This is a genomic window from Kocuria tytonis, assembly GCF_003226895.2.
GTDB classification, from domain to species: domain Bacteria; phylum Actinomycetota; class Actinomycetes; order Actinomycetales; family Micrococcaceae; genus Kocuria; species Kocuria tytonis.
Genome location: NZ_PNJG02000002.1, coordinates 465101 through 481352 on the forward strand (window position 1 = coordinate 465101; position 16252 = coordinate 481352).

Consider the following 16252-nt stretch of genomic DNA (forward strand, 5'->3'; position numbering starts at 1 on the left):
CGTGCGCATCTTCCGCGTGATTCCGGGGCTTCCACAGCTCTGCCCACCGGAGCAGCGGGGTTGTCCACCGCTGGATCCACACTGTCCACAGAATTTTCCACAACGGGTCGTTCTGCGCTGTGCACACGGCCTCCACAGGCGCTCCGGAATGTGTGGATGGTGGCATCCCGCCCCAGTGGGTGCACGGGTTGCAGCTGTGGACGAATCACAGGAAAAGGTCCCCGGGCACGAGCCCGGGGACCTCGGAGGAGCAGCGTGTCGGCGCGCGGTCAGCCCTCGCGCGACTGCTGCTTGATCCGGTTGGTGAGCTCGGTGACCTGGTCGAAGATTTGCCGTCGTTCGGCCATCAGCGTGCGGATCTTCCGATCGGCGTGCATCACGGTGGTGTGGTCCCGCCCGCCCAGCTCCTGGCCGATCTTGGGGAGCGACATGTCGGTGAGTTCACGCAGCAGGTACATGGCGATCTGCCGCGCCGTGACCAGGGTGCGGGTGCGGGACTTGGACTTCAACTCGTCCAGGGTGATGTTGAAGAACGCCGCCGTCTGACCCAGGATCGACGCCGCGGTGATCTCCTGACCGCCGTCGTCGGTGATCAGATCTTTCAGCACCAGCTCGGCCAGGGGAAGATCCACCGGTTGCTTGTTGAGGGATGCGAACGCGGTGACCCGGATCAGTGCGCCCTCCAGCTCCCGGATGTTGGTGGAGATGTGGGATGCGATGTACTCCATGACATCGTCCGGGGCGTCCATGCCCTCGCTGATGGCCTTCTTCCGGAGGATGGCGATCCGCGTCTCGAGCTCGGGCGGCTGGACGTCCGTGATCAGCCCCCACTCGAACCGCGACCTCATGCGCTCCGCGAAACCGGTGAGCTGCTTGGGCGGCATGTCGGAGGTGATCACGATCTGCTTCTCGTGGTTGTGCAGCGCGTTGAAGGTGTGGAAGAACTCCTCCTGCGTGTGCTCCTTGCCCGCGAGGAACTGGATGTCGTCGATCAGTAGCAGGTCCACGTTGCGGTAGATCCCCTTGAACGAGGACCCCTCGTCATCGCGGATGGAGTTGATGAAGTCGTTGGTGAACTCCTCCGAGTTCACGTAGCGCACCCGCAGCTTGGGGTAGAGCCGCTTGGCGTAGTGGCCGATCGCGTGCAGCAGGTGGGTCTTCCCCAGCCCGGAGTCCCCGTAGATGAACAGAGGGTTGTATGCCTTGGCGGGAGTCTCCGCCACGGCGAAGGCCGCGGCGTGGGCGAAGCGGTTCGACTGGCCGATCACGAACGAGTCGAAAACGTACTTGGGGTTCAGGCGCGCCGAGCTGTCCCACTCCGAACCCGCCGGGCTCGTGTCCGAACCGCTGCCCGTGCTGAGGACCTCACGGGGTTCGTGCGCGGGGGGCGCGGCCTCGGGATCCCGTCTGGGGGGCAGGTCGTCGAGGTCCATCCCGGCCCCGGGCGCACCGGCGGTTCCGGGCACGGGGGTGGACCTGGATTCGGGGCCCGGCGCTGCAGCATGCTCGACGGTGGCCCCTCCCGTGGGCGGGACGAAGGAGCCGGATGTGCCCTCCGCTGCCACGTCGTGCAACGACGGACCCGCGGCATCCGATGCCCGGGTGTCCTTGCCGGTTCCACCGGTGTGGGGCTGCAGCTCGAGCTCCGGATCCACCACGAATGCCACGAGGGTCTCGGAGCCGAAGACCTGGCTGACGGTCTCGTCCAGGACCTCCGACATGGGCCGGTGCTGCAGGAACCCGCGCGTCACCTCGCTCGGCACGGCCACGAGCAGGGTGGTTCCCATCAGACCCCGGGGTTCGCACACGGCAATGGTGCCGCGGGACCGCCCGTTCACCCGCGGGTTCGCGTTCATGATGCGGACGCACTCTGCCCACTGCTCGAGCAAAGCCTGGTTGTCCTGCTGCATGAGCGACTCCTGACGTGGTGGACCGGGACGGCCCAGTTTTCCACAGACTTGTGCACAGCAGTGGATAAACCTCGTGGGGGGCGGCCGCGAGACTCAGCCTAGAACATGTTTCCCGGCTCTTCATAGCCCGTTTCAGCGGGCGTCGATAACTACATTCATGTAGTTCGCACCTGGGGAAAATTGCTCGTGGGAACCCGGTGACGGGCCGTTTTCCACACCCCTGGGGAATGGGCCGTGCACAGCTGTGCAGAGCGCACCGGAGGTCGTGGGAGGATCGGTCAACCGGTCCGCACCACGGGGCTGCCCACCACCGCACGGCTGCCGGTCCCGGCCCGGAACGGGATGTCGGGGCGGCCGTTCGCACCCGCGGGGATTTGACCGGCCGCGGGCCAGTGACTACTGTGAATCAGTCTTGTGCGTGTAGGATCGCGATTTCTGCGTGTCCGCATGCCCCCAGAAACCTACCGCGTGCGCCCCCTGCGAGACCTCGCAGTCGGCACACCGTAGTCCAACCTCATGGAGTGACTAATGCCCAAGCGGACTTTCCAGCCGAACAACCGTCGCCGCGCCCGCAAGCACGGCTTCCGTGCTCGCATGCGCACCCGCGCCGGCCGCGCCATCATCGGCGCCCGCCGCAGCAAGGGTCGCGCCAGCCTGTCGGCCTGAGCCCTTCCCAACTCGCGAGGTTCGCATCATGCTGCCCACCCGGCACCGGATGCGGACCTCGGCGCAATTCTCAACCACCGTACGTTCCGGTGCCCGCAGCGGCCGCCGGAACGTCGTCGTATCCGTGCGCGTAGGAACGGGTGAACCGTCCCGCGTGGGATTCGTGGTGTCCAAGGCCGTGGGCAATGCCGTGATCCGCAACAGGGTCAAGCGACGGCTGCGTGAGCTCGCCGCGGAAACCGTCCGGCAGCAGCCGCACGGCCGGGACGTGGTGGTCCGGGCGCTTCCACCGGCGGCGTCCGCGTCCTGGGAGGAACTGGGCAGCGACTACCGGGCCGCGTTCGAGGCCGCCGTGCGCCGGCTCCGATGATCCTCCCAGCACCGTCCGGGACGGATGCCGTAACGTTCCTCGGGAAAGAGTCGAGAAGGAGGCACGCACGTGACGTCACGGGTGACTCCTGAGCAGCTCCTCGCACGGGCTCCGCACGAGTACAACCTCTCCGGAGGGTTCCTCGGCGTGCTGCGCGGCATCCCGCAGAATCTCTGCATCGCGTTGCTCAAGCTGTACCGGACCATCGTCTCCCCGCTGTACGGGGACGTGTGCCGCTACTTCCCCTCCTGCTCCGCCTACGCGCTCGAAGCGGTCACCGTCCACGGCGCGGTGCGAGGGCTGGGCCTGAGCGTGAAGCGTCTGCTGCGCTGCCATCCGTGGGCCGCCGGGGGCATCGACAGGGTCCCCGCCGGGGGTCGCGAGTTCACCTCCGCGGCGTCGACCCCGAAGGTCGTCCTGCTCAACCACCCGAATCTCGTGCACCAGTACACGCACGACTGCCCGGCCCGCCACGCGGCCCAAGGAGCTAACGCTCGATGAACTTCTTCGACATCATCCTCTTCCCCTTCAGATGGATCGTCTCAGCGGTCCTGTGGGTCTTCCACGAGCTGTTCACGCTCATCGGCATGGATCCCGCCTCGGGCGTCACCTGGGTGCTGAGCATCGTGGGGCTGACCCTCGTGATGCGCACGCTGACCATCCCGCTGTTCCTCAAGCAGATCAAGTCCATGCGCGGCATGCAGGAGCTGCAGCCGGAGATGGCCAAGCTGCAGGCCAAGTACAAGGGCAAGAAGGACCAGCTCTCCCGCCAGGCCATGGCGGAGGAGCAGATGGCCCTGTACAAGGAGCACGGCTCCAACCCGTTCGCCGCGTGCCTGCCGATCATCGTGCAGATGCCCATCTTCTTCGCGCTGTTCCAGGTGCTGCGCTCGGTGCCCCAGGCCGCCCAGGGCAACGAGTCCATCCACGTGCTGGCACCGCAGCTGGTGCACCAGTTCAACGCGTCCACCATCTTCGGTGCGCCGCTGTTCTCCACCCTCATGCAGCCGGGCAACGGCAACCACGCGGCTACGATCATCCTCGCGGTGGTGATGATCGTGGCGATGAGCGCCACGCAGTTCATCACGCAGAAGCAGCTGACCGCCCGCAACATGAGCGATTCCGCCAAGGAATCGCCCATGTACCGCCAGCAGCAGATGATGCTCTACATGTTCCCCCTGATCTTCGCGATCGGCGGCATCAACTTCCCGCTGGGCGTGCTCGTCTACTGGACGGTCTCCAACCTGTGGTCCATGGGCCAGCAGTGGTGGGTGATCCGCAACAACCCCACCAAGGGCTCCCAGGCGGAGCGTGAGCTCAACGAGCGGCGCGCGGCCAAGGGTCTTCCCCCGGTGGGCATGAGCAAGAAGGAGCACGAGGAGAAGGTCGAGGAGCAGCGCCAGCGTGCCGCGGCCGGCCAGCGTGCGCAGCCCGTGTCCAAGAAGCGCCAGAAGCAACAGTCCAAGAAGAACTACGGCTGAGAGGTCGCATCCCATGAACGAGTCGGAGAACCCCCAGGCCCCGGACGCCCAGGATTCCGGGGTTGCGGACGCCGCCGCGCAGGACACCGCGGACGCACCGCTCTCGGCCCTCGAGGAGGAGGGTGAGATCGCCGCGGACTACATCGAGGAGCTCCTCGACACCGCGGACATCGACGGGGACATCGACATCGAGGTGCGCGACGGCCGCACGTACGTGTCCGTCGTCGCCGAGGACGCGGACGACGCCGATCTGCAGGCCCTCGTGGGTGAGCACGGCGAGGGGGTCGAGGCCCTCCAGGAACTCGCGCGGCTGTCCGTCCTCAGTGCCACGCAGCGGCGCAGTCGCCTGATCCTGGACGTGGCCGGGCACCGGGAGGCCCGGGCATCCCAGTTGCGCGCCATGGCCGACGACGCCGTGGCCGAGGTCCGGGACCAGGGTGGGCGGGTCCACCTGCCGCCACTGTCCCCCTACGAGCGCAAGCTCGTGCACGACGCCGTGGCGGAAGCCGGTCTGGTCTCCGAGTCGGAGGGCGACGGCGCCGGCCGTCACATCGTGATCTCGGCGGCGGAATGAGCACGTCCCGCTCCACACCGCACGACGACGCCGCGGGACCGGCGGGCGCCTCCCCCGACGGTTCGCAACGCTCCCCCATCCGCGCCGCTCCCGAACCCCAGGACGCGCCGCCGCTCGGGGAGCTGCGGGACGCGGCGCACGACATCTTCGGGGATCGCCTCCCGCTGGCTGAGCGGTACACCGAGCATCTCGCCTCCTCCGGCATCGTGCGGGGTCTCATCGGTCCCCGCGAGGCGCCGAAACTGTGGGAACGGCACGTGCTCAACTGCGCCGTGGTCCAGGAGCTGATCGCGCCGGGGGCGCGGGTGGTGGACGTCGGGTCCGGTGCCGGGCTGCCGGGACTGTGCCTGGCCATTGCGCGTCCGGACCTGGATCTCACCCTGGTGGAACCGCTCGACCGTCGCGTGACGTGGTTGCAGGAGGTCATCGCGGACCTGGGCCTCGACAACGTCCGGGTTCTCCGGGCACGCGCGGAGCAGGCGAAGCGGGATCTCGGTCCGGCGGACGTGGTCACGGCGCGTGCGGTTTCCGCCCTGGTGGGCCTTGTGGACATCACGCTCCCCCTGCTGAAGGGTTCCGGCGAGCTGCTGGCGCTCAAGGGCAGGAGCGCCGAGGAGGAACTGCGCCAGGCCTCCAAGAAACTGGGGCGTTTCGGTGTCCGTTCCTCCGAAGTCCTCACGGTCGGGGACGGCTTGCTGCGTGAGCCGACCACGGTCGTGCGCCTCGTGGTCTGAGGGTCCTCCGCTCCTGAGGTGGGCAGATGTCGATAAAGTAGGGCGGAGCACCGCTTCCGCCACGAAAGGGACCGTCCATGACCACCCCGGAGCGCCCCGACACGGCAGTACCGCGAGGACACGACTTCGGCCTGCCGCCGGATCCCGTTTCCCAAACGCAAAAGGTTGTTCCGGATCGTGGCAAGCATGTTTCACGTGAAACGGACTCCACGATGGGGTCGGCAGCACAAAACGCGGTGGCGGATACCGCCCTGGGGAGGAAACTGGTGGAAGAGAACAAGCGACGCGCGAAGTTGCGGGACGTGCAGCTGAAGCACCCGAGCGCCACCCGGTACATCACCATCAGCAACCAGAAGGGCGGAGTGGGCAAGACCAGCACCTCCGTGAATCTGGCCGTCGCGCTCGCCCAACAGGGCCAGAATGTGCTCGTGGTGGACAACGATCCGCAGGGCAACGCATCCACCGCTCTGGGCATCCCCCACGGGTCCGATGCGGATTCCGTGTACGACATCCTGATCGACGAGGTCCCCGTGGCGGACGTGGTCAAGGAGTCCCCCGAGATGGAGAATCTGTGGGTGCTCCCGGCCACCATTGATCTGGCCGGTGCCGAGATCGAGCTGGTCTCGGTGGTGGCCCGGGAACAGCGTCTGCAGCGCGCCCTGGCGGAGTACGCCACGGCTCGTGAGCAGCGGGGTCTGCCCCGTCTCGACTACGTCTTCATCGACTGTCCGCCGAGCCTGGGGCTGCTCACCATCAACGCCTTTGTTGCAGCCACCGAGGTTCTCATCCCCATCCAGTGTGAGTACTACGCGCTGGAGGGACTGAGTCAGCTGCTCAACAACATCAAAATGATCCAGAAGCACTTGAACCCGACGTTGCGGGTGTCCTCGATCCTGCTCACGATGTACGACGGTCGCACCAATTTGGCGTCACAGGTGGCGGATGAGGTGCGGCAGCACTTCCCCGACCAGGTCATGGAGACCGTCATCCCGCGATCGGTGCGGATCTCGGAGGCCCCGAGCTACCAGCAGAGCGTCATCACCTACGACCCGAACTCCACGGGTGCTCTGTCGTACCTGGAGGCTGCGGCGGAACTGGCAACGCGCGAACCGGGAGCCTAGGCCCGCTGAAAATTCTCCGAACGGGATCGTCTCCGGGCGATCCCCAAGACGGTTCCCGTGGGTGTTAGCCGGTGACAAGAGTGTGGCCCCGATGTTTCACGTGAAACATCGGGGCTTTTCTCATGGGTGCGTTTGGGTTCAGGGGACCCACCAGGATCGCAGTCCCGGACTGCAGCGAGCGGCGCGAGGGACCACCTGTTGCCGCAGGGCGGCGCCGAGTCGACGTCGGGCGGACGGAGGGCAACGCGCTTGGTCCACCAGGGACCCGACTACGATGGAGACCACTGTCAGCTTGTGAAAGGACACCGTGGTGGTTGAACGTCGTAGAGGTCTTGGACGCGGGCTGGGAGCCTTGATCCCCAGCGGTGAACCGCAAGCCACTCCGGAGCGTGGCGATCGGGCAGAGGAGCCAAGCGATTCGCGGGCCACCCTTGCTGCCGAGGCCCGCACTGTGCCTTCTCGCCCGGTTCGTCGTGCGACGGCAGGGGCTGGGACGGTCTCTCCCCGGACGTCTGGCGAGTCCACATCCACGGCGAACGGCAATTCCGAGGTGCTGCCGCTGGAGATGCCGGACCGGGCCCCCCAGGACGGCAAGGGCAGGCCGAGGCGGCGGGCCGGGCTTCGCACGGATGATGGTTCGGACCGTGAACTGGAGAGGCCAATACATGAGGTACGTGGGCCGCGTTCCACGGACACGGCACCGGACGATAGGTCCTCCAGGACGAAGCGCTCGGCATCGCGCAAGAAATTTGCCGCTGGCGACAGGGGCGGGGACGAGGCATCCCCTGAAGCCCCCATGCGTGATCGTGCGCATGTTTCACGTGAAACATCCTCCAAGCGCGGCAGTAAGACCCGCAGCACGGGTGCCGGCACGGGACGCGCCCGTCGCGACATGGGGCAAGCCCTTCGCAGCACCACGACGGTGAGCCGACCCGTGGACATGTTCTTTCTGCCTTCGACGTCTGAAGAGGATGCACCCCATCCCGGCGACGCAACGGGTGCCGTTCGCAACGAAGCGCCAGCGGCGCGTGAAGCGCATGTGGAGCGGCAAACCCCGGTCGCTCACGAGGTGAACGCCTCCCCCGCGCATGATCGCTCAAAGAAACCTTCCTCCAAAGCAGCCGACGCGTCTGCTGCGGATCAGGGAGGATCAGCACACCGCCCTGCATCACGATCCGAGAAAGAGCGGCAAGGGCACGGGGCTCCTACACACGGCGCCGACGATACGGGCCACCATGTTTCACGTGAAACATTGGCCGATCTCGAGACGCAAAATCCACTGCGCAACGGCGGTGAAGCCCAATTTCGTGCCTCCGAAACCAACGCTTACACTCGTAGCGCCGATTCTCACGTGGAGAGCGGGGTGTCTGCACCGGGTTCGCGTCCCGAAGAAAGCCTGCCGTTGGGCACCGAAGAGGATCGGACGCCCACAACGGCCAAGGACCAGGACGCCGACCTGCAGGCCGTCCCCGGGGCATCGTTCGCCGAACTGGCCGTGAAGGACATCCACCCCAATCGTAAGCAGCCACGACAGGTCTTTGATGAAGACGAACTGGCGGAACTGGCTTTCTCAGTGAAAGAGCTGGGTGTGCTTCAGCCGATCGTGGTGCGCCCCAGCCACGGTGACGGGCCCGAGAAGTACGAACTGGTCATGGGTGAGCGTCGATGGCGGGCGGTTCAGGAGGCCGGCCTCTCCAGCATTCCCGCCATCATTCGGGACACTGCGGACAACGACCTCCTGCGTGACGCACTCCTCGAGAACCTCCATCGGGCGCAGCTGAATCCGTTGGAGGAGGCCGCGGCGTACCAGCAGCTCATGGAGGAGTTCGGGGCCACCCAGGAGCAGCTGTCGGAGCGCATCGGGCGCTCCCGACCCCAGATCTCCAACACCCTCCGGCTGCTGCGTCTTCCGGCGCTGGTGCAGCGCAGGGTAGCCGCCGGTGTCCTCAGTTCCGGCCACGCCCGGGCCCTGCTGGCCCTCTCCGATCCGGCGGACATGGAACGCCTGGCGCAACGGATCGTGGCGGAGGGCATGAGCGTGCGAGCCACGGAGGAGGCCGTGGCTCTGTCGGACGGACTCAAGAAAGGGACGACCAAGCGCAAGGCCCCGGCGAGCCGGCACGACGACCGTCTGGGCTACATCGCCGATGCGTTCTCCGACAAACTGGAAACGAGTGTCAAGATTCAGCTGGGAGCACGGAAGGGCAGAATGACCATCGAGTTCGCCTCGGTGGAGGATCTGAACCGCATCATCGATGTTCTGGACCCCAAGCTGGACACCGATTCCTGATCCGGCGCATGAGAAGCGGGCCGCGATGTTTCACGTGAAACATCGCGGCCCGCTTCTCATGCGCTCCCCGGACGTTCTGTCCGACTCCGTGTCTCAGGGGTGCTGACGGTAGTACATCTGAATGTCCGCCAAGCTCATGGCCCCGGTGGCCGTGGACTCCGGAGCGGGTGCCAGCACCCGCTGCAGTCCACAGATGAGGGACTCGGCGAGACGGGCCCGATAGGCGGGGCTACGGAGCCGCACGGCCTCCGCAGGATTGGACAGGTAGCCGAGGTCCACCCAGGCGGCAGCGGCGCCCGAGCTTCGGAGGGCGCTCCACTGCCGGGCGTGGCTCCCGAGATCCTGGGCACCGGTCCTGGCGACCAGTTCACGGAGGATCATGGCGGAGGTGAGCTGGCCGATGGGAGCGTACGGCTGTCCCGTCATCGGGGTACCCCAGAAATACGTGGCCACTCCCTGCGCCTCGGGGGAGCGGTTCCAGTCGCACTGCAGATAGAGCACCACGGCTCCGGGGTGCGCACGCAGGGCCGTTGCGGAATCCGCCATGGACCCCCGGAGCGCGCCCGAGTGCTCGGGGGCCGGGGCGACGGACGGGGTGCCGCTCTGGTTCCCCGGCGGTTCGGAGACGGGCTGGGTGTTTTGCGGGTCCGCTGCAGGATCGATCAGCACCGGTGCGGCCCCCACGTTGCGCAGCAGGTCGTACGCGTGCTCGGCCACGTCCATGGTGACGGCGTCCTGCTCGGTGGCGAACGACCCCGGGGCGGATGCGGGCTCCAGCTGTGAGTTCCCGCGGGAAGGCACCAGAATCACGGCACGGTCCCGCAGGGCCTCGTGCAGCATCTCGAGCCGGTGGTAGTCCCGCAGTGAGAAGGCCTTCGAGGTGGTGATCTTCTTGCTGACGCGAGCCAGTCCGGTCAGGGTGTCGAGATCCACCACGCCGTCGTCCGGGAGACCCAGGCTGCGCTGCAGCTCCTTGATGGCGTACTCGGTCTGCTGATTGAACGTGGCGTTCGGATGTCCGTAGTAGAAACCCAACAGGGAGAGGTTGTTCTGCAGTTCTTCGACGTCGTCCCCGTGCAGCGGCTGGTCTTGCTGGTAGGACAGCGGCCGATCGCCCAGGGAGTACTGCGCGTCGTTGAGCGCCGCTTCGGTGTCGGGACCCACCACGCCGTCCACGATCAGACCCTTGTGCTGCTGGAAGCCGCGGACGGCGTGGTCCACGGCGTCGTCGAACAGGGCGGCGTCGGCTGCGGTGTGCGGGTCCAGTGCGGAGTCCTCGGCGCCCGCTCGGACGAGGCGCTCCCTGAGCCCCACGACTCGTCGATCCGTCATGCCGTGCCGGAGAACAGCTCCGGGAGGGGGTTGCAGCACGTGGGTCTCCCTGCGGGTAGTGGTCCCGCCCCTGCTGGGCGGTGATCAGACTTGCATGGTCTCAGAGAAGACCCGGGTCCGCGTACTGGTGCATCCTGCGGACCCGGGTCGTGTACGTCACGCGGAGGGGGTGAGGTACTCCCCGAACTCCTTCTCCAGCGCGGACTTGGGCTTCGCGCCGATCGAGGTCTTGGCCACCTCGCCGTTCGCGAAGAGGTAGACGGCCGGGATGGACGTGATGCCGTACTCGGAGGCGATGGCGGGGTTGTCGTCCACGTTCACCTTCACCACGTCCACCTGCTCCGCGTACTCGGCGGCAATGGCGTCCAGCACGGGGCCGAGCTGGCGGCAGGGACCGCACCACTCCGCCCAGAAGTCCACGATGGTGGGCTTGGTGTTCTCCAGAACCTCGGTCCGGAAGTTGGCGTCGGTGACGTCCTTGGCAGAGCTCATGTCGGTTTCCTTTCGACGGGGGCCGCCCGGAGGAGTTCTCGGCGGCCGGGGAATCAAGCGGGGGCAGTGGAGGGGCGGGTCAGCTGTCCAGGGCGGCCAGGTAGTGCTCCACGTCCACCGCGGCCACGCAGCCGGAGCCGGCCGCCGTAATGGCCTGCCGGTAGGTGGGATCCACCACGTCCCCCGCCGCGAACACGCCGGGCAGGGACGTGGTGGACGAGCGTCCGTCCACCGCGATGGTGTTGTCCACGGTCAGCTCCAGCTGATCCTTCACGAGGCTCACCCGGGGGTCCGAGCCGATGGCCACGAAGACGCCGGCGACGGGCAGTTCGGAGGCCTCACCGGTGACGGTGTCCTCCAGGGACAGCGCGGTCACCTTGTCCTCGCCCTGGATGGCGGCAACCCTGGTGTTCCACAGGATCTCGATCTTGGGATCGTCGAAGGCGCGCTGCTTCATGATGTCCGAGGCGCGGAACTGGTCCCGACGGTGGATGAGGGTCACCTTGTCCGCGAACTTGGTGAGGAACGTGGCCTCCTCGATCGCGGAGTCACCGCCGCCCACCACGGCCACCTCGCGGTCCTTGAAGAAGAACCCGTCGCACGTGGCACACCACGAGACGCCGTGGCCGGAGAGCCGCTCCTCGTCCGGCAGCCCCAGCTTGCGGTACTCGGAGCCGGTGGAGATGATCACCGCGCGGGCGCGCAGCACGGTTCCGTCCTCCACGGTCACGGTCTTGATCTCGCCGTCGAGCTCCACGGAGACCACGTCCTCGTAGCGGATGTCCGCGCCGAAGCGTTCGGCCTGCTGCTGCATGTTCTCCATGAGCTCCGGGCCCATGATGCCGTCGACGAAGCCGGGATAGTTCTCCACCTCGGTGGTGTTCATGAGCTCCCCGCCGGCGGTCACGGACCCCGCCAGCACCACGGGTGCGAAGTTGGCGCGCGCCGTGTAGATCGCCGCGGTGTATCCCGCGGGCCCGGAACCCACGATGACGACGTCGTGGACGGCGTCGTCCTGCGAGGCGTCCGCCGCGTCAGCGGGGGAGGTCTGGGCCGCGCCGGTCACGCTGAGGTTCACGGCATTCGAGAAGATGCCGGACTGATTGCTCACTGGTACAAAGCCTTTCCACGAGTCACCGCACGTGCGGATGTCAACTACACCTCAGAACGTGGGGAGCACTCTCAGATATTCCACCCGTGCGGACCGCCTGGGCGCCCCCACGCGCGCGGGTTCGGACGGTTCCCGAACGACGCCGCACGCTGGGCCCGCGCCCTCGGCCGGCTCCGCTGCGCTCAGCGCACCGACACCTCTCCGATCCGCAGCCCGAAGGGGTACCCGCCGATGGGGCTGGTCAGCTGCGGCAGCTCGGTCCACTTGACCAGCACGTAGCGGTGCGCGGTGGAACGAGCGGCGTCCGAGAGCGGTACGCGGACCTCGGGTCCGGTGAAGGAGCCCTTGCCCACCTCCTGCGCGCCCTGGAAGGACGGCTGGTCCGAGACGTAGACGGTGAACTGCCCGCCGGACCCGCTGGCCTGCTGGAGGGTTAGCTCCTGGACGGTGGCGGGTTCCTCGAGCTGCGCCGCCAGCCCCACGGAGTCCGTGAGACTGCCGAACCGCGCGTCCGAGAAGCCGTAGCTGAGCCAGTAGGTGGCCGGGTTGCCGTCCGTGGCCTGGTTCAGGGTGGCATCGGTGTCGGCCATGAAGGTGGGGTCCGGTGTCACCCGGGTCACCGAGGCCACCTCGGGCGTCGCCGCGGAGCGCGGGGAGCCCGACGCCGCACGGGAGCCTTCCGGGTCCCCCGGTGCCGCGTTCTGCTGGCCGGGTCCCTCGTGGGCGAACTGTCCCGTGAGCGTTCCCAGTCCGCGGAAACCCAGCACGATCGCCGCGATCAGCAGGACGGCCAGCAGCAGGAGCAGCAGCCACCGCAACGGGGAACGCCGGGAGTCCCGGGCGGTGCGTGTTGCTCCGGCGCTCGCTCCGGCGCCCCCACCCGCGGTGGCGGCGGCCTCCGGTTCCGTGTTCGGGGGCATGGCGGCGGTTGCCGTGCTCTCCGCCACGGCCGCGGCGTCCGATCCCTCGGCGGTCGTGTGGTCGGGCGACGTCGCCTCGTCCACGGCCACGGCCACGGGACGGGGCCGGGCGTCGTCGGCGGCCGGGCGGGTGGCCGGGGTGTCGTAACCGGCGGTCCGGGAACCGGCGGAGCGCTCGTCCAGCCGCTCCGGCTTGCCCTCGGTGCGCTCGTAGCTCTCGTAGCGGTTGTCGCCGTCGTAGGAGGGGTCGAGCGCGCCGGCGGCGGTTGCCCCCGCGGCGCCGTCGCGGGAGACCGCACGGTCGAACATCGTGGAACGGACGGATCCCGGGCGGACCCGGCGGGCGACACCCAGCCTGTTGCGCACGGACGGTGCCGCGGGTGCGGAGTCGTAGTCGTCGTAGTCGGAGGCGTTCCACCGCGTTACGGCGGGCCGCCCGGACGGCGGTTCGGCGTCCGGGGAGGAGACACGCTGCTGTGGCTGCGTGGGCTCCGGCTCCTGGTAGAGGTAGGAGGACGAGGAGGCCGTGCGCGGGGATCCGAAGATGTCGTCGGACAGGGAGTAGTCGTCCGAGTCGTCGCCGCGGAACAGCAGGGCGTCCAGCAGGTCCGAGGCGGGGGAGTACGACGTGACCAGGTAGGTAGCGTCCTCGGTCCTCCCCATGTCCAGGACCTGGAACCCGCTGTGCCCGGCGCCGGCGGCGAGTGCGCGGGCGTTGCCCACCACGGCGGGCTCGTGAGCCGGGGCGGGCACGAGGATCGAGACCCGGCGGCGGAGGATCTGGTCCTCACCCTGGAGCACGTGGTCGTCCTCCGCGGTGCTCAGCAGGGACGCGCTGACCTTGTAACGACCCCCCAGGACTGTTCCGAGCGCGATGGGCTGGGACACGGCGGCTCCCTCTTGCTTCGGGCGCCGTGACGGTCGCACGGGCGCGAGTACGATCTTTCGGGCAGTCTAGCGGCCGAGTTTGGCCCTGAGCGGGGCGAGCAGGCCGGTGAACTCCTCGACCTTGAAGAGCCTCAGCGCCACGGCGTAGACCAGGGCCATGGCCACGCCGCCGATGCCGATGCTGATGAGGGCGGGGACCTGTCCATCCCACGGGAACCCGTCCGAGCGGTATCCGCCCAGCAGCCACAGCACCACGGCGCCGCCCGCACCGGCGACCAGCGACGCGGCCAGGATGCGGGAATGGGCACCCACCACCCGGCTCAGGCCGTAGTCCCCGATGCGCCGCGTGAGCGCGTGGTGGTAGATCACGGTGGCGAGGATGTTCTGCACGGCATAGCAGACGGCCACCGCGAAGACCATGTGCTCGGGCGGGAAGGCACGGGCGATCACCACGGCGCCGAGCACCGTGAACACGGACACCCCCAGCTGCACCATGAACGGGGTCCGGGCGTCCTCCTGGGCGTAGAACGCGCGACCCAGCATGAACGCGGTGGACATGAACGGCGCACCGATCGCGATGACCGTGATGACCTGCCCGATCACGGCACCGGCCGCGGGGACACCACCGGAGAACAGCATGCCCAGCGGACCCGCGTAGACGATCAGCGCGACCATGCAGAACACGGTGGCCACGCCCGTGACCCGCAGGCTAGAGGAGAGGGACGCCACGAGGGACTCACGGTCCCGCTCGTCCGCAGCCGCGGCCATGCGGTTGAACAGCACCGTGGCGATGGACAGCCCGATCACCCCGTGGGGCAGCGCGTAGAGCATGGTGGCCTGGTCCAGGACGGCCGTGCCCGCGATGGGCGGGGGCCCGCCCGGGCCGGGCGCGACGTCGGGCCGGGCGCCGGTGGGAATCGCGGCGGTGCGGTAGAGGGCCATGAAGGCGAGGTTCGCGATCACGCCGGTGGCCAGGGTCCAGCCACCCAGGCGCCCCGCGGTGGACAGGCCGATGCCCCGCCAGCCGAAACGGGGACGGATGCGCAGCCCCAGGCGTGCGAGCGGCCAGAACAGGATGAACGCCTGCGCGGCGACACCCACGGTGGCCATGGTCACGAGCCAGAACGTCTGCCCCGCGGTCCAGTTCTCGAGGTCGTGGCGGTGCGTCCGAAACGGGCCGAACTGCTGGATGAACACCAGCAGGGAGGCGATGGCCACCACGTTGTTGAGCACCGGCGCCCACATGTACGCGCCGAACGCGCCCTTGGCGTTGAGCACCTGACCCACCACGGTGTAGAGGCCGTAGAAGAAGATCTGCGGGAAGGTGATCAGGGCGAACGCCGTGCCCATGGCCAGCTGGGCCTCGGACCACCCGGGCCCCATCAGGTTCATGATGGGGCGCACGCACAGCAGCACCGCACCGGTGATCACGAGCAGCGCGATGACGGCGAGCGTGATCAGCCGTGAGATGTAGTCCGCACCCTCGTCCGCCGCCTTGGACGCCTTGATGATCTGCGGCACCAGCACGGCATTGAACACGCCGCCGGCGATCAGCACGTAGATCAGGTTGGGCAGCGTGTTGGCCAGCTGGAAGACGTCCGCCATGGTGGCCGCGGAGCCGATGGCCACCGTGATGAGGAACGTCTTGACGAAACCCAGGATGCGGGACACCAGCGTCCCGGAGGCCATGACGGCGCTGGCGCGCGCCCCGGACTTCTGCATGGAACAAGGCCTCCTGCACGAGGGATGGGACCGCCTCCCGAGCGGGGGGCGGTTCGAACGGGACACCTACAACTGGTGGATGATGTATTCGCGGGCGATGTCGGCGATGCGCCGTTCGTTGGGGAACGAGAGCTTGCGCCCGAGGTCGTCGATTCCGGACCACGCCACGTCCACGGCCTCGTGATCGGGATCGTTCTCCGTGGTCAGGTGTCCGCCCGTGGCCTCCAGCAGGAAGTGGTGGACGGTCTTGTGCACGCGGTGCCCGGAGACCGTGAACCAGTAGTCGATGCTGCCCAGTGGGGAGAGCACACGGCCCATGATTCCGGTTTCCTCCTCGATCTCCCGCACGGCGGCTTCCTGGTTGGTCTCCTCGCCCTCGGGATGACCCTTGGGCAGGCACCACTCGAGCCGCCCACCGCGGTTGATCCGGGCGATGACGGCCACCGGATGCGTGGGATCGGACAGGTTGACCACGATCCCGCCTGCCGAGACCTCTTCCACCGTGGGCAGCGCGGAGACCGGTTGGTTCGGTCGCCTCTTGGGCGCGCTGGGTACGGGGAAAGCCATGGCACCTACCTTAGCCACATTCCTTCGGCACTCCCTGATGCCCTCCGGGACCCCGCGGGCACGGGGTGAGCGGG

The 16252-nt window shown here is 67.9% G+C and carries 15 protein-coding genes; 8 read left to right on the forward strand and 7 right to left on the reverse strand.

Annotation, left to right across the window (positions count from 1 at the left end; translation table 11 throughout):
* Positions 1-269: 269 nt before the first annotated feature.
* A complete protein-coding gene (dnaA, locus tag C1C97_RS08000; RefSeq protein WP_121031087.1) occupies positions 270-1910 on the reverse strand; it encodes a chromosomal replication initiator protein DnaA in 1641 nt (546 codons plus the stop codon).
* 528 nt (positions 1911-2438) lie between these two features.
* Between dnaA and rpmH the strand changes: the two genes are divergently transcribed.
* The 8 genes from rpmH (at position 2439) to C1C97_RS12555 (ending at position 9146) form a co-directional block, all read left to right on the forward strand.
* A complete protein-coding gene (rpmH, locus tag C1C97_RS08005) occupies positions 2439-2576 on the forward strand; it encodes a 50S ribosomal protein L34 (RefSeq protein WP_012399425.1) in 138 nt (45 codons plus the stop codon).
* A gap of 28 nt (positions 2577-2604) precedes the next feature.
* Positions 2605-2946, forward strand: coding sequence for a ribonuclease P protein component (gene rnpA / locus C1C97_RS08010; RefSeq protein WP_121031089.1), 342 nt, complete (start codon positions 2605-2607; stop codon positions 2944-2946).
* A 69-nt stretch (positions 2947-3015) separates the two neighbouring features.
* Positions 3016-3447, forward strand: a complete 432-nt coding sequence (gene yidD / locus C1C97_RS08015) for a membrane protein insertion efficiency factor YidD (RefSeq protein WP_233542824.1) — start codon at positions 3016-3018, stop codon at positions 3445-3447.
* Positions 3444-4427 carry a membrane protein insertase YidC gene (gene yidC / locus C1C97_RS08020; RefSeq protein WP_121031091.1) on the forward strand — a complete coding sequence of 328 codons (984 nt, stop codon included), beginning with the start codon at positions 3444-3446 and terminating at the stop codon, positions 4425-4427. Before yidD ends, yidC begins: the two co-directional genes overlap by 4 nt.
* A 13-nt stretch (positions 4428-4440) precedes the next feature.
* The gene (locus tag C1C97_RS08025; protein WP_121031093.1) at positions 4441-5001 is read left to right on the forward strand and encodes a Jag family protein; all 561 of its coding nucleotides are present in this window, start codon (positions 4441-4443) and stop codon (positions 4999-5001) included.
* Entirely contained in the window at positions 4998-5735 is a 738-nt protein-coding gene (rsmG, locus tag C1C97_RS08030) for a 16S rRNA (guanine(527)-N(7))-methyltransferase RsmG (protein ID WP_121031095.1), read from the forward strand. The genes C1C97_RS08025 and rsmG overlap by 4 nt, the downstream gene beginning before the upstream one ends.
* 266 nt (positions 5736-6001) lie before the next feature.
* The gene (locus C1C97_RS08035) at positions 6002-6856 is read left to right on the forward strand and encodes a ParA family protein (RefSeq protein WP_110919202.1); all 855 of its coding nucleotides are present in this window, start codon (positions 6002-6004) and stop codon (positions 6854-6856) included.
* Between the two features lie 796 nt (positions 6857-7652).
* Positions 7653-9146, forward strand: coding sequence for a ParB/RepB/Spo0J family partition protein (locus C1C97_RS12555; RefSeq protein ID WP_233542825.1), 1494 nt, complete (start codon positions 7653-7655; stop codon positions 9144-9146).
* Positions 9147-9239: 93 nt separating this feature from the next.
* Here the strand turns inward: C1C97_RS12555 and C1C97_RS08045 are convergent, their stop codons facing one another.
* From C1C97_RS08045 to C1C97_RS08070, 6 genes are all read right to left on the reverse strand, one after another.
* Positions 9240-10478 (reverse strand): peptidoglycan-binding protein, encoded by a 1239-nt coding sequence (locus tag C1C97_RS08045; RefSeq protein ID WP_121031097.1) that lies wholly within the window; start codon positions 10476-10478, stop codon positions 9240-9242.
* 156 nt (positions 10479-10634) lie between these two features.
* Complete coding sequence (gene trxA / locus C1C97_RS08050; RefSeq protein WP_110919204.1) at positions 10635-10970, reverse strand: thioredoxin; 336 nt, start codon at positions 10968-10970, stop codon at positions 10635-10637.
* Between the two features lie 79 nt (positions 10971-11049).
* The gene (gene trxB / locus C1C97_RS08055) at positions 11050-12081 is read right to left on the reverse strand and encodes a thioredoxin-disulfide reductase (RefSeq protein WP_110919205.1); all 1032 of its coding nucleotides are present in this window, start codon (positions 12079-12081) and stop codon (positions 11050-11052) included.
* A gap of 182 nt (positions 12082-12263) precedes the next feature.
* Positions 12264-13889 (reverse strand): hypothetical protein, encoded by a 1626-nt coding sequence (locus C1C97_RS08060; protein WP_121031099.1) that lies wholly within the window; start codon positions 13887-13889, stop codon positions 12264-12266.
* Positions 13890-13955: 66 nt separating this feature from the next.
* Entirely contained in the window at positions 13956-15611 is a 1656-nt protein-coding gene (murJ, locus tag C1C97_RS08065) for a murein biosynthesis integral membrane protein MurJ (RefSeq protein ID WP_121031101.1), read from the reverse strand.
* 66 nt (positions 15612-15677) lie between these two features.
* Positions 15678-16178: an NUDIX hydrolase gene (locus C1C97_RS08070; RefSeq protein ID WP_121031103.1), complete on the reverse strand. Its 501-nt coding sequence runs from the start codon at positions 16176-16178 to the stop codon at positions 15678-15680.
* Positions 16179-16252: the final 74 nt, after the last annotated feature.